The organism is Porphyromonas sp. C0041D3 (genome assembly GCF_056590575.1).
In genome coordinates this window covers 222,582-234,602 of the sequence record NZ_JBWPWJ010000001.1, presented here as the reverse complement: position 1 = coordinate 234,602, position 12,021 = coordinate 222,582, and the positions used below count along the sequence as shown (strand labels likewise).

The following is a 12,021-nucleotide window of genomic DNA, read 5'->3' as shown; positions in this document are numbered from 1 at the left end:
AGGTCCGGCGAGAGGGCTGTCGAAAAAAGATAAGGGTGCCGATCCTAATTTGTAAGGACAAAAAAGCATGAAGTCGAAAGAAAGTTCCTCACATATGGCATGCCGGAAACAAAAGAACAGAGCTCAATGGGGACAAGTCCAAACTTGACCTGGTAGTGAGGATTGATAAACCAAAGTCTACTGTCAAGGATCTCTAATTTGGACTCTTCACAGAGTTTGAGAAAGCTTTCCACGGACACACCGGACTCCTTGATCTCCAATAGCTCTCTAATTGTACCCTCTCTTTCTCCAGCCAGTGAGAGCAATCCTCTATAAACCTGCTTGGGCAATAGATGTATCCACGGCAGGTGCGAGATGATCGGATGGCCACACATTTGCTGATGCCCTCCAAAAGGCATTTGCCAAGCAGGAAATCCTATGAATGCGACACCGGACCTCTCCTTTAACAGCGCACCTAAGCGTTGTATGAATGGCAACTTTTTGGACGGACTAATATGCTCTATGACATCGTGACAAATCACCACATCAAAGCCTCCACAGTCTAATGGACAGTTAAGGAAATCATCTGTCAAAAATACTCCTTGAGCCTTGTTAAGCCTGAAATATCGCTTTGCAAGAGCAATTTTCTTCTCCGATAGATCAACTCCGGTAACCCTCGCCCCGGCATGGAAGAAGGGGAGTAAATTGCCCCCCTCACCACAGCCAATCTCAATAATGTTTAAAGACTCAAGAGAACCAACAAAACTCCTGACATATGGCAAATAGAATGCCTGAGAGGTCGCAACCTCTTCGCCGAAATAGGCGAGCCTATCCAGATGACGTTGCTGCATTACAATATACTCACTTGACCACCGTATTCAATATCAAAGGGCGCATCAATAGTCAACTCCCTATCATATTTGAATGTCAAATAGCCATTGGAGAACACTTTTACATGGTCTGAAACAATCCTCCCTCCACTCACGGACACATCACTATACACTTGTTTATTTTGAAAATAAACTACCCCCTCGTCGTTATGGGCTGCGGCTGTCAACAAGGCTGAATAAGCATCAAGCCTTCCATAGCCAACTTCATTATTCCAATCACCATACTTATCCTGTCTTGAAAAATCATACGCAGGAATCTTTATGGCAGACTTGCAAAGAATCTCATTCACCTCTGACCTATTCAGCAAGGGGTACTTTGAGAGAACAAGTGCCGCTACTCCGGCAACGTGAGGACATGCAGAAGATGTCCCATTAAACTCTAAGAAATAGTCGCTAGGATCATACCCTCGAGAACCTTGGATATCGGTTGTGGGAATAAAAACCCCTGGGGCAATTAAATCGAGTCCTTCCCCATAATTTGAACCCCAGTTAATATTGTCAAAAGCCATTGATCTCTTTCTATTTCCATTAGGATCCATTGCTCCGACAGCCAAGACATCTGAAATAGCACGGGCAGGGTATGAAATCTCAGCAAGATCATCGTTGCCAGTCGCAAACACCACAACACAACCGAGACCATTTCTTCCTGTATTAAGAGATCGTCGAATGGCATCCTCCAGTATACTCATCCCTGCAGATCCACGACCTCCCCAAGAGTTAGAAATAACTGCTGCTCCTTGTTCTACCGCAAAATTGAACGCATTAGAAATAGCTTCGTATATCCCTACCCTATCACTAAAGTTGATACTGATAGGAAGTATAGGACACTCGGGAGCTATACCCGAGACCCCAAGCGCATTACTACATCTAGCACCTATTATGCCGGCACAAGCAGTCCCGTGGCTTCCGTAGATTTTACAAGGAGATGTTCTTGAAACCGCATCGTAACTCCTTGAAAAGAGGTTTAAGTCCGGATGTGTCAAGTCAACCCCCTCATCTATCACTGCCACAACAACGTCCTTGCTACCAGCTGTTATAAGGCGGGCGTTTTCGTAAGAAATGTCAACACCGGGCGTGCCATTTCTCTGACCTGTGTTGTTAAGCCCCCACTGAAAATGATAAAGTGGATCATCCAGAGTGGTATTGAGCAAACTCCTAAGAGGAAATAGATCCGGCTCCGAAGCCTCAAACCTCTTCGTTTCAGCAAAAAGATTGGCGTAGTCTAAGGCATCTCGATCCCCGGGTGCATAAAGACAAGAGAGCACAAACCACAACGGCATAAACTCATTCTGCCGCGCCACGGTCAGCCCATAAGTCTTGGCCAAATTCCGCAAAAAGGTCTCGTCTCTTGGTGTCTTTAGTTTCACATAGACAGTATAGCCTAAGCCATACTCCTCACCAGAGCTGTCCTTTAAGGTAGATGTTCTGTATACGATATCATTGGAGGAAAGCTTTTGCAAGGATGTGGTGGGGACGACAGCCCATCCGAGACCGGATTCTATAGCATTGGGAGCACCCCCCCCGCTTGGTGTTTCAGCAGACAACACAGAGCCTGAAAATATGGCATCAGACCTCTTTTCTGATGAGAATGATGAGATGTCGCGATAGACGACAAACACTTTCTCAAATGTAGGGGTTAGGAATAACTTCTCTCCTCTATAGTAATAAAAGCGCGTAGCAACGTTACGAGCCTCTGTTTTGGTACTGCGTTGCTCTGATGAAGTGACAGCACTCATCTCCTCACCGATTGGATCAGAGCACCCAAGAAGGCAAAACAGTCCACAAAACGCTACAAGAGCGTAAGGTAGCTTAAATCTCCGAATCATAATCAATGCAAGCTCTGCAAATAGTTGACTTCTCGCTTAAGGTCTTCAACCTGTGAAGAGAGACTCTTCACAGATTCAATGAGAACAGGAATAAGTGCATCGTAGTTAATGAGCTTGTGGCCCTCCTCATCGGTGTATACGATTTCAGGAAGAACTGCTTCTACTTCTTGGGCAATCAATCCAATCTCCTGCGATCCGGTAGCTGTACGCTTTAGCAAGTACCGTTCGTCTGCAAATCTATACGTCACCGGCCTGAGCCGATTAATGATCATCAAACCATCACTGAGTGACCGAATGTTCGTTTTGGCGCGAACATCTGAGTAGGTGAATACTTTTTTCACCTGTATGCTATTGAAAGAACTGGTTGCAGTATTATAGAAAACCACCTGATCCCCTGTGCCGGAGATCCTTGGGTTTGAAGGCATAACATCCATCTTGAGGAAATTACCGCCTTTGCATGTAAAAAACAAGCCGTCGGTGACCATAGTAAGCCCATATGAGTCATATGGCTTTATGTTACCGATGGTAATCTTGTTCAGAGGACGAAACCGCACTTGTGCGGATACGTCTTTTGTGCTTATCAGCGAAAACACAAACAACGCTAAGCAGATAGGGACAATGTGATCAATTCTCATAAGACTATAAATGCTAAGGGTTATGATTATAAGTTTTAGCAAAGGTAAACATATTCTTCATTCTAAAAAAACAATACACAATGTGGGTCTGTCCCCTCAGCCTTTTCTCTAATACCGATATTAGTGAGCTCTAATATCGGTATTAGTCGCACCTAATATCGGTAAAAGAAATTGCCCTTGTGTGAGGGTGACTGAGAAGGCCCTCCACCGGGTGTGAGGACTGAGGGAGCAACAAGGCGTCTCGGCAGGTGATCTCTTTGCCCAATGACCAAAGAAAGAGGGATGCATCCGACACGGACGCATCCCTCTTTTTGTTGGTCATCCGACCAAGGTCTGTGGATTACTCCATGGTCTCAGCGACCTCAGCCTTCTTGACGAGGGTGTAAGCCTTTACATCCTCGGGGAGGGTGCCGTCGGCATTGACAATGATCAGGTTGCCCTGCTCATCCTTCTGCATACGGATGAAGGGGGTAGCTGCGGTCTCCTCATTGATCTGGCTCATCAGGACGATGATGCCGTTCTCATCGATGGTGAAGGTACCATTGTCATGGAACTTCTGCTCACCATCGCTGATGAGAGCCTGGTCGTAGGTGTAGCCACCCTCGGGGGTAACTACAAATACGGTACGAAGACCGGAGGCGTCTGCTGCAGGCAGCTCGCCCTCGTAGGTGCCTACATAGGGAGCAGCTACGGCGGCACGTACAGCGGCGATAGAGTCCTGACGGGCTACCTCAGCGAGAGAGTCAGCCTTGGCCTGTGCCAGAGCTGCATCCTCCTTGCTTTGCTTACCATCGCAAGCAGCCAGACCGAGTCCGAGTGCCAGTGCGATTGATGCGATTGCGAAAATCTTCTTCATGATAAAACTATTTGTAATAGTGATAAAACTCAGCCTTGCTTATTCTGTAGCTGGTGCTTAGCTGATGAACCAACTATTGTGCAAAGGTAAGCAATGATTTTGAATTACGTATAAAAATTTGCGGAAACTTTTTTCTCTCCGCATCTATCACAGTACCTGGAGGATAAGAAGCAGCAGACCGATCACCAGGGAGACAATATTGGTGTACTTGAGGAGCTTATTGAGCTCCGAGCCGTGCCATCGGTAGATGTAGACGGTGAGCACAGCGACGAGAGGGGCGATACTCAGCACTATAGCGGTCAGTCCCCAGCTCTCGGTGGCAAGGCGGATCCCGATGGCCAAGAGTATCACTGTGAGGAGGCTATTCAGGAGGTACATTGTGGGACCGAAGTGCTCCCCCATACGGACGATGATCGTACGCTTGCCGCTCTCCCTGTCCTCAGCGTAGTCCCGGTAGTTATTGCAGACGAGTATATTGTCCTCCCAGATTCCTATGCCGACCGACATAAGGAGGAGGTAGAGTGGCGGGGTACCACCGATGGCCCCATAGGTGGCAAGGATCGGTGTCATACCGTAGAAGAGTACCACCGCCACATCTCCCAGTCCATGGGTGGAGAGGGGATAGGGACCGTAGGAGTAGGCGTAGACGCCGACCAGCACCAGCAGCCCCACGGCGATAAGCCACCACGCTCCCGTCAGTAGCACTGCCACGATGCCGGAGAGGATGGTGATCCCAGTGGAGATCAGCATGGCAGTCAGCATCTCTCGAGGGGTCACTTCGCCGGTCACCAGTACTCGGCGAAAGCCGACCCTCTTGTCGGTGTCTTTCTCCCCCTTGTAGTCGAAGTAATCGTTGGCAAAGTTGCTGGTGATCTGCGCCGATAGGGCAACAAGTAGGGCGCAGAGGTAGGGCAGGAAGTCAAATACTCCCTCAGCGATCAGTGCTCCCAGTACCACCAGCATAGGTGCAATGGATGCACCCAAGGTGTGAGGTCGTGTCGCGTAGACCCAGGTGCTGAGTCGGTTACTCATCCTCCGGCTCTAAGAAGAGGTGCTTGTGGAGCTGATTCATAGCCAGCTCCTTATCCTCCGCCCGCACCACTACCGAGACGTTGTGGTCCGACCCACCGAAGGAGATCATCCGTACCGGGAGATCCTTTACCGCCTCGATGACACGGGACTCAAAGCCGACGTTTTTCCAATTGAGGTCACCGGCAATACAGAGGATGGTCATCGGGTAATCCAGGGTGACGGTGCTGAAGCGTCGGAGATTGGCGAGGATGTCCTCCAGTCGATCTGTGTCGGTGATGCTGACGGATACCGACACCTCGCTGGTGGTGACCATATCGATAGGGGTCCTATTTGCCTCAAAAACCTCGAAGACCTTGCGTAGAAAGCCGTAGGAGAGCAGCAGTCTTGTGCTACGGATCCTCAGCACGGTGACGCCGTCCTTGGCGGCGATAGCCTTGAGTGCACCCTCGTCCATGCGGTTGGAGATCAGGGTCCCTTTTGCCTGTGGCTCCATAGTGCTGAGGAGCTTTACCGGCACATTTGCCATCTTGGCGGGGATGATGCAGGAGGGGTGGAGGATCTTGGCACCGAAGTAGGCCAGCTCGGACGCCTCATCGTAGTGGAGTGTCCTCACCGGTCGGGTGTGCTCCACGACACGAGGGTCGTTATTGTGCATCCCGTCAATGTCGGTCCATATCTGAATCTCCTTGGCATCAAGGACGGAGCCGATGATGGTGGCGGTGTAGTCGCTGCCACCTCGCTTGAGGTTGTCCATCTCGGAGTAGGCATTGAGGCAGATGTATCCCTCAGTGAGGAAGAGCGTCTCCGTCGGGTAGTCGGCCATCGTCTGCAGGAGGCGGTCCTGTATGCGTGGAAAGTCCGGCTCGCCATACTGGTCGGTGCAGATGAAGTCGAGAGCGCTCAGCCGGATCGGATTTTTCCCCTGCTCCCTGAGGTAGAGCTCCATCATCCGCACGGAGATAATCTCGCCCTGACCCAGGACCTGCTTGGTCTCGTAGTCACTGAAGAGTCGCTCCGTCTCAAAGCTCCTGAGGAAGCTCATCTTCTCATCAACGAAGACCTTTGCCAGTGTCTGCGACTCCTTGCTCTCGTAGAGCGTGTCGATGGTGTGGTAGTACTTTTGCTCCAGCTCGTCGATCAGGCTGAGTGCGCCCTGGACATTGGAGTGGGCAAAGTGGTCACTGATCTCGACCAGCGTATTGGTGACGCCACTCATGGCGCTGAGGACCACGATCTTGAAGCGGTCGTCCTCGATCAGCGAGGCGACATACTTGATGCGATCGGCGGAGCCTACCGAGGTGCCGCCAAATTTCATGACTATCAGCTCTGAGAAATCTCTCATCTCTCTGTACTCGCTTGCTCCTTCGGCTCCTCCACCGGTGTGCGGACGGTCATCTCGTGTAGCTGCTCGTCCTCGATCTTGAGGATCCGGGAGGGATACTTCCGCATCATCTCGTAATTGTGTGTGCTCATGATCACGGCTGTGCCACTCTCGGTGATCTTCCGGAATAGCTGGAAGATCTGGTCCCCGGTCTCCGGGTCAAGGTTTCCTGTCGGCTCATCAGCGAGGATGAGCTTGGGCTTATTGAGCAGGGCTCGAGCGATGACCATACGCTGCTGCTCACCGCCCGATAGCTCGTGGGGGAGCTTGTAGCCCTTGTGGTCCATACCCACATTTGCCAGCACTTCATCGATCCGGTGGCTGATCTCTCGCTTATCAGACCAGCCTGTGGCGCGGAGGACGAAGCTTAGGTTGTCCTCGATCGTGCGGTCGTGCATCAGCCGGAAGTCCTGGAAGATGATCCCCATCTCGCGCCTCAGGTAGGGGATCTGACGTCTCTTGATCCGTCTTAGGTCAAACTTCCCGAAGTGTGCCTCTCCATCGCTGATGGGCACGTCAGCGTATATCGTCTTGAGCAGTGTAGACTTCCCCGACCCCACGCGTCCGATCAGATACACGAGGTCGCCCGCATTGATCTGAAGGTCTGTGTGGCGTATGATGACATTCTCCGCCCGGCGGATGGTGACGTCGCGATACTCGAGTACAGAGTTTTCAGCCATAATCATTGATTGCTGTATAGTATGAGTCCTACTGAGGATCTTAGGCAAAGGTAGCGATTTTCATTCTGTTGTGGGAACGGCTCGCGAGACTCTAAAGCAAAGGGGCTGCACAGAGAGTTGTGCTCTCTATGCAGTCCCTTTGCTTTACCAAAGCTTTTCTCTAACCTTAGCTCTCGCTTAGTCGATGCTGATGGCTCTCTCGATGCTCGGCTTCTCCTCAGGCTTTACCTTGGGGATCACCACCTCGAGGATGCCGTCCGCCATCTTGGCTCGGATGCTGTCAGCGTCCGCATCCTCAGGGAGGGAGAAGCGCTGCATCGAGCTCTGGTGGTAAAACTCCCGACGGAGGTAGTGTACCGGCTTCTGGTCGGTCGTAGCCAACTGCTTGGAGTCTGTGGCCTTATCCTCATCGGTGTTGGCCGTCTTTTCCTCGCTCTTCTTGTCCAGCGAGATCACGAGGTTGCCGTCCTGGTCAAGCTTCACATCCACATCCGCCTTCGTGAAGCCGGGTGCCGATACCTGTAGCTTGTACGCATCCTCCTCCTCGATCACGTTGGTCGCGGGGCTGGAGGTTCCGCGCGTGGTGCTGTAGTAGGGACGGAGGAAGTTGTCGTTGAAAAAGAGATCGTTGAAGAGATCAAATCCTGTACGTGTCATAATCTTATCCTTTTGCTTTACTGTTACTATTCTACTCTTGATTGCCTCGGGCTGTGCCGCCCTTGACACTATGAGTGTGGCAAGATAGGCACCATCACCGGCGGTCTGACGATTAGGTAAGCAGGCTGACAGGATGAGGTACGCCTCCTGTCAGGTGTCAGCCACAGCTGTCCTGCCGGCTGACAATCCCGCCTGACTATCTGTCTCACTACGCGATGTGTCAAGCGCAAAGGTCCCCCTGCAACACTGCAGGAGGACCTTTGTAGAGTGGGAAAAGACCGATTGTTACTCCTCGGCTTCGTCGGACGGCATATCGCTGTTCTCCGCCTTGTATGCGTCAAAGGCGGTGTGGAAGATCAGGTCCACGTCGTTGCGGAAGGGATCCAGGGAGTAGAAGTCCGGCATCACGCAGCCTTGCAGGTACTCAGGGAAAGAGTCGTTGAGGAAACGGTGCTCGTTCTTCGTCTTCACCTCGTCGATCGGGTAGCGATAGATCGGGAGGCCATCGTAGAGGGTCAGCTTATTCAGTGCATTCTCCACGTGCGTCCTGAGACGGTCGCGGTCGTGATGGAGGGCGGTGCGAGCCTCGGGATAGAGCTTGTAGAAGATATTGAGCAGATCTTCAGCTCCGAGATTGACATCGCTCTCGTAAGAGATGGTCATCTGAAGGAGTGATATGCCGGTGAAGGCGCCCTCATCGATCAGCTTCTGGAGCAGATCTCTGCGGCGACGAGCGAAGCAGGAGTTGATCACGGCGTACTCGGAGGCGTTGATCAACTTGTGCTGCCAAGGGAATGTCTCCCGGAGCTTTACGATCTCGTCCACGGCGCGATCGAGGTCACCTAGCAGGAGGTGGCGCTCCAGTCCATTGTAGTAGAGGAAGACGTAGCCCCACTTGCCGCTCTTGTCCTTGCAGGTGAGCCAGTCGAGGTACTCATACCTCTGCTCCGGAGTGAGCTCGAGGTAGGAGGGGGAGTACTTCAGTCGCCCGCCGTCGCCCTCGCTGATCGGCGCCTCGGTCCATATCGTACTCGGCTCGAGGAAGTAGGGCTGACGCTGTTGCTCCTCAGTCCCTCCGACCTGCTTATTGCCCTCCTCGTCGTAGCTGATCTCCGGCAGCTCCTTGTCGTAGGAGACCCAGACGAGGGACTCTCTGATCGCCTGACGCATCGGCTCCGGCAGGTCGAGATCATCGGGGTGATCCTGTGCCAAGGTCCTCTCGGGGATCACGGTGTCCAGCTTACGGAAGTCGAGTGAGCGCCACTTGTCGCGCTCCTCGTCGTGGACCACCTCTGCTGTGCTCAGTACATACTCTGATAGCTCGGTGGCGCGGGGTCTCTCCTCAATGCGGCTTCTCCGCTCGCCTCGCCGGTCTGCCGGACGGCGACCACGGCGACTGCTGTCCCCTGATCTGCCTCTGCGGCGGCTGTCCTCACCGGTCTCGCTGTCGGGCTTGAGTCTCCGCTCATTGCCTGAGGGCTTGCGGCGCTGCTGATTTCTTCTCTCATCGGGGTTGTTGCTACGGCGACGTGAGGGGCGCTGAGACCTCTCTCGCCCTGCCTCGCTCCTCTGCGGCTTAGGTTCGGCCGTGGCAGAGGGCTCGGGGCGTCTCTCTTCCCGGCGACGGTCATCGTCCTTGCTGTCGTTGTTGTCACTGCCGACGCCGAAGAGTTTCTTTAGGAAATTCATGCTGTTGATTCACTAAGTGGTTACTTATCTGCGATCACCCTGTCCCCTGTCCGGTTGTGAGTAGAAGACGGGAGGTCGCTCTGTGCTATATTCGTAATGGTTGGTGGAGGTCGCTACCCCACACTATGTCACAAAGATAATAAAAATGACTACACGCGATTGACTACTTGGCATGGATCCTCCAAGTGAGCCCCATATCGAGGAGCATCTCCCGGTCCAGCACCGCCGCCTCGGGGTGTGTATTGGTGCCAAAGGCGTAGCCGATATTGCCGTGCAGCCTGAGGCGGTTGTCTCCGTAGGGGAAGTACTCCACCCCGCAGCCCACCTGGCTGATCTCGGTCCCGTTGGTCACCACATAGTCGGCATCGAGGCCGCTCTTATTGGTATCGTAGCCGGCTCGTAGGATCAGCTTGAGGTAGTCAGAGGGGTAGTACTTCAGCCGAGCGGTGAGTGAGTAGTCGGAGAAGAAGAATGGCTTTTGTCCAAAGGTCGCTCTATTCCCAAGGTCAAGGTCCAGCTCGGTCTTAGAGCCGATGTTGAATCGATTGCCGAGGTAGAGGTAGTTGATGAACTTCCCAGGCTGGTACTCGATCACATTGGCTGACCAGAGCGGGTCGTACCATCCGTGGTCCCCTTCCCAGAAGAAGTTATAGGCATACATACTTGCCGGCGTCCCAGACTTCTGCTGCCACTCGCGACGGAATGGACTCTCGCAGAGTTGCGCTCCGAGTGTGTCCTTCTCCCCCGGGAGGGTGTAAAAACCGGTCACGCCCCAGGCGTAGCAGGGGATGTGGTAGAGGAAGACCGACAGCTGGAAGCAGTCTATCGGAGCCAGCTCCGGCTCCCAGCCCGCCACGTAGATCGTCCACTTGCCCGCCAGCAGGGACAAGCGGTCGGTCAGCTTGTAGGAGAGGTAGAGCCAGTCTGTGGCGTCGAAGAAGGAGTAGTCGCTATTGACGCCATTGAGCCGCACACGAGCCTTGTACTCCAGCTTTGGCGCCAGCTCGCCCCACATGATGTAATTGAAGATGTCGCCCCTAAATCCTGTCCGTCCCCCATCCAGAGTGCCGGCGACGTAGTCCAGGTGGTAGCTTCCCCGCGCCTCTAGATCAATGTGGATCGGGTCTAGCCTGCGTCCCTCCGCCTTTGAGGGCAGGGCTAGACAGAGTAGGGTGAGGAGCGCAAGGAGTGGTCGCAGTACAGTCTTATCCATCGGGATTTACTCCGGCTTGATGCGGTGACTATTGGGGATGGTCACCGTGTTCTCAGCCTCAGCCTCCTCCTCCAGCTGCTTGAGGTGCGGCTTCTCCCTCCAGATCCCATAGACGTCGCTCACCGGATCGGCGGTGACGAAGGTATTCTCCGTCGTGGTGCTGAGGTACTGCCGCAACTTCGTGAAGTCCTTCTGATCCAGCTCCGTCTCCAGCTGATACTTCTTCTTCCCCGTATAGCCACCATAGACCTCGTGGATCGTGACGCCACGATTGATCGTATGGAGGATGTAGTCCTTGGTCTTCGTCGGGTCATCGACGACGATCATCACGCGGATCTTTGTGCTCATCTTGCTCATGAAGTAGTCGATGATCAGTCCATTGATCCAGGTGACTAAGATGCCCATAAGCACGTTGCCGAGAGAGCTGGTGAGGAGTGCGGTGAAGCAGGAGAGTATCCCCACGATCGCCACCGACGTGCCGATCGCCATATGGGTATACTTTGTGATGATCTTCCCCACGATGTCCAGTCCCCCGGTCGAGGCATTGACGGAGAAGAGGATCGCCTGAGCGATGCCGATGATGAGGACAAACCACAGTGCATCCGACCAGAGATCGGAGTACATCGTCCCGGCTATCTCTGTGGCAAAGAGAGACCTCTCTAACGGTGCCACGTCAGCCAGGAAGTCGACAAAGGGACCGAGGATGATCGATGTGTAGACCGTCTTGGCGCCAAATTCCGGCCCCAGTATGATGAAGGCGACAATAAGGAGTAGGACATTGATGATCAGGATGAAGTTGCCTGTCGTGATGCCCGGCATAAGACGATTAAAGACGATCGCCACTCCTGTCGCAGATCCGGTGATGATCCCACTCGGGTAAAGGAAAAAGTGGATGGCCACGGCGCACATGAATACCGCTGCCGTCATAATGAATAGCTCGGACCAAAACTTAGTCGTCTTGAGTGTCCGGACCGTTGCGTCAAGCGCACGCTTCCACTTGTCGGTCCTCTCCCCCGAGGGTGGTACGGTGTTACTCATCTTTGTTGCTGAATAAAGGGTCTCTTTGGATTAGATAAGGTCTTTTCTCAAAAGAACTGCGCAAATGTACCTATTTCCTCTCGTAATAATCGCTATCTCTTGGACTCTCAGCCGGGTGTGTAGGAGTGCGAATTTCCGACTTTGC

The 12,021-nt window shown here is 53.0% G+C and carries 11 protein-coding genes; all 11 read right to left on the bottom strand.

Translation table 11 applies throughout. The features are described from left to right. Positions 1 to 44 precede the first annotated feature (44 nt). The 11 genes from AC1EKE_RS00985 to AC1EKE_RS00935 all read right to left on the bottom strand — a co-directional run bounded on the left by AC1EKE_RS00985 (position 45) and on the right by AC1EKE_RS00935 (position 11,876). Complete coding sequence (locus tag AC1EKE_RS00985) at positions 45 to 830, bottom strand: class I SAM-dependent methyltransferase (RefSeq protein ID WP_480307614.1); 786 nt, start codon at positions 828 to 830, stop codon at positions 45 to 47. Continuing rightward, positions 830 to 2,605, bottom strand: a complete 1,776-nt coding sequence (locus AC1EKE_RS00980; protein ID WP_480307612.1) for a S8 family serine peptidase — start codon at positions 2,603 to 2,605, stop codon at positions 830 to 832. Before AC1EKE_RS00980 ends, AC1EKE_RS00985 begins: the two co-directional genes overlap by 1 nt. Before the next feature lie 92 nt (positions 2,606 to 2,697). Continuing rightward, the gene (locus AC1EKE_RS00975; RefSeq protein ID WP_297128880.1) at positions 2,698 to 3,330 is read right to left on the bottom strand and encodes a tail fiber domain-containing protein; all 633 of its coding nucleotides are present in this window, start codon (positions 3,328 to 3,330) and stop codon (positions 2,698 to 2,700) included. 340 nt (positions 3,331 to 3,670) lie between these two features. Then, positions 3,671 to 4,186 (bottom strand): copper resistance protein NlpE N-terminal domain-containing protein, encoded by a 516-nt coding sequence (locus tag AC1EKE_RS00970; protein ID WP_480307610.1) that lies wholly within the window; start codon positions 4,184 to 4,186, stop codon positions 3,671 to 3,673. 147 nt (positions 4,187 to 4,333) lie between these two features. Next, positions 4,334 to 5,218 (bottom strand): 1,4-dihydroxy-2-naphthoate octaprenyltransferase, encoded by an 885-nt coding sequence (menA, locus tag AC1EKE_RS00965; RefSeq protein ID WP_480307608.1) that lies wholly within the window; start codon positions 5,216 to 5,218, stop codon positions 4,334 to 4,336. Beyond that, the gene (locus tag AC1EKE_RS00960; RefSeq protein WP_480307606.1) at positions 5,211 to 6,560 is read right to left on the bottom strand and encodes an aspartate kinase; all 1,350 of its coding nucleotides are present in this window, start codon (positions 6,558 to 6,560) and stop codon (positions 5,211 to 5,213) included. The genes menA and AC1EKE_RS00960 overlap by 8 nt, the downstream gene beginning before the upstream one ends. Next, positions 6,557 to 7,279: a cell division ATP-binding protein FtsE gene (locus AC1EKE_RS00955; protein WP_296164738.1), complete on the bottom strand. Its 723-nt coding sequence runs from the start codon at positions 7,277 to 7,279 to the stop codon at positions 6,557 to 6,559. The genes AC1EKE_RS00960 and AC1EKE_RS00955 overlap by 4 nt, the downstream gene beginning before the upstream one ends. Positions 7,280 to 7,456: 177 nt before the next feature. Further along, entirely contained in the window at positions 7,457 to 7,936 is a 480-nt protein-coding gene (locus AC1EKE_RS00950) for an Hsp20/alpha crystallin family protein (protein ID WP_480307605.1), read from the bottom strand. A 285-nt stretch (positions 7,937 to 8,221) separates the two neighbouring features. Further along, complete coding sequence (locus AC1EKE_RS00945; RefSeq protein ID WP_296163947.1) at positions 8,222 to 9,625, bottom strand: TerB N-terminal domain-containing protein; 1,404 nt, start codon at positions 9,623 to 9,625, stop codon at positions 8,222 to 8,224. 163 nt (positions 9,626 to 9,788) lie between these two features. Then, a complete protein-coding gene (locus tag AC1EKE_RS00940; protein ID WP_296163945.1) occupies positions 9,789 to 10,838 on the bottom strand; it encodes a porin in 1,050 nt (349 codons plus the stop codon). A gap of 6 nt (positions 10,839 to 10,844) precedes the next feature. Next, on the bottom strand, positions 10,845 to 11,876 hold the full coding sequence (locus AC1EKE_RS00935) for a YitT family protein (protein WP_296163944.1): 1,032 nt from the start codon (positions 11,874 to 11,876) through the stop codon (positions 10,845 to 10,847). Between the last annotated feature and the right edge of the window lie 145 nt (positions 11,877 to 12,021).

Excerpts from the sequence above, each read along its gene's own strand:
- AC1EKE_RS00985 (WP_480307614.1), bottom strand. The coding sequence starts at position 830 with ATGCAGCAACGTCATCTGGATAGGCTCGCCTATTTCGGCGAAGAGGTT.
- AC1EKE_RS00980 (WP_480307612.1), bottom strand. The coding sequence starts at position 2,605 with ATGAGTGCTGTCACTTCATCAGAGCAACGCAGTACCAAAACAGAGGCT.
- AC1EKE_RS00975 (WP_297128880.1), bottom strand. The coding sequence starts at position 3,330 with ATGAGAATTGATCACATTGTCCCTATCTGCTTAGCGTTGTTTGTGTTT.
- AC1EKE_RS00970 (WP_480307610.1), bottom strand. The coding sequence starts at position 4,186 with ATGAAGAAGATTTTCGCAATCGCATCAATCGCACTGGCACTCGGACTC.
- menA (WP_480307608.1), bottom strand. The coding sequence starts at position 5,218 with ATGAGTAACCGACTCAGCACCTGGGTCTACGCGACACGACCTCACACC.
- AC1EKE_RS00960 (WP_480307606.1), bottom strand. The coding sequence starts at position 6,560 with ATGAGAGATTTCTCAGAGCTGATAGTCATGAAATTTGGCGGCACCTCG.
- AC1EKE_RS00955 (WP_296164738.1), bottom strand. The coding sequence starts at position 7,279 with ATGGCTGAAAACTCTGTACTCGAGTATCGCGACGTCACCATCCGCCGG.
- AC1EKE_RS00950 (WP_480307605.1), bottom strand. The coding sequence starts at position 7,936 with ATGACACGTACAGGATTTGATCTCTTCAACGATCTCTTTTTCAACGAC.
- AC1EKE_RS00945 (WP_296163947.1), bottom strand. The coding sequence starts at position 9,625 with ATGAATTTCCTAAAGAAACTCTTCGGCGTCGGCAGTGACAACAACGAC.
- AC1EKE_RS00940 (WP_296163945.1), bottom strand. The coding sequence starts at position 10,838 with ATGGATAAGACTGTACTGCGACCACTCCTTGCGCTCCTCACCCTACTC.
- AC1EKE_RS00935 (WP_296163944.1), bottom strand. The coding sequence starts at position 11,876 with ATGAGTAACACCGTACCACCCTCGGGGGAGAGGACCGACAAGTGGAAG.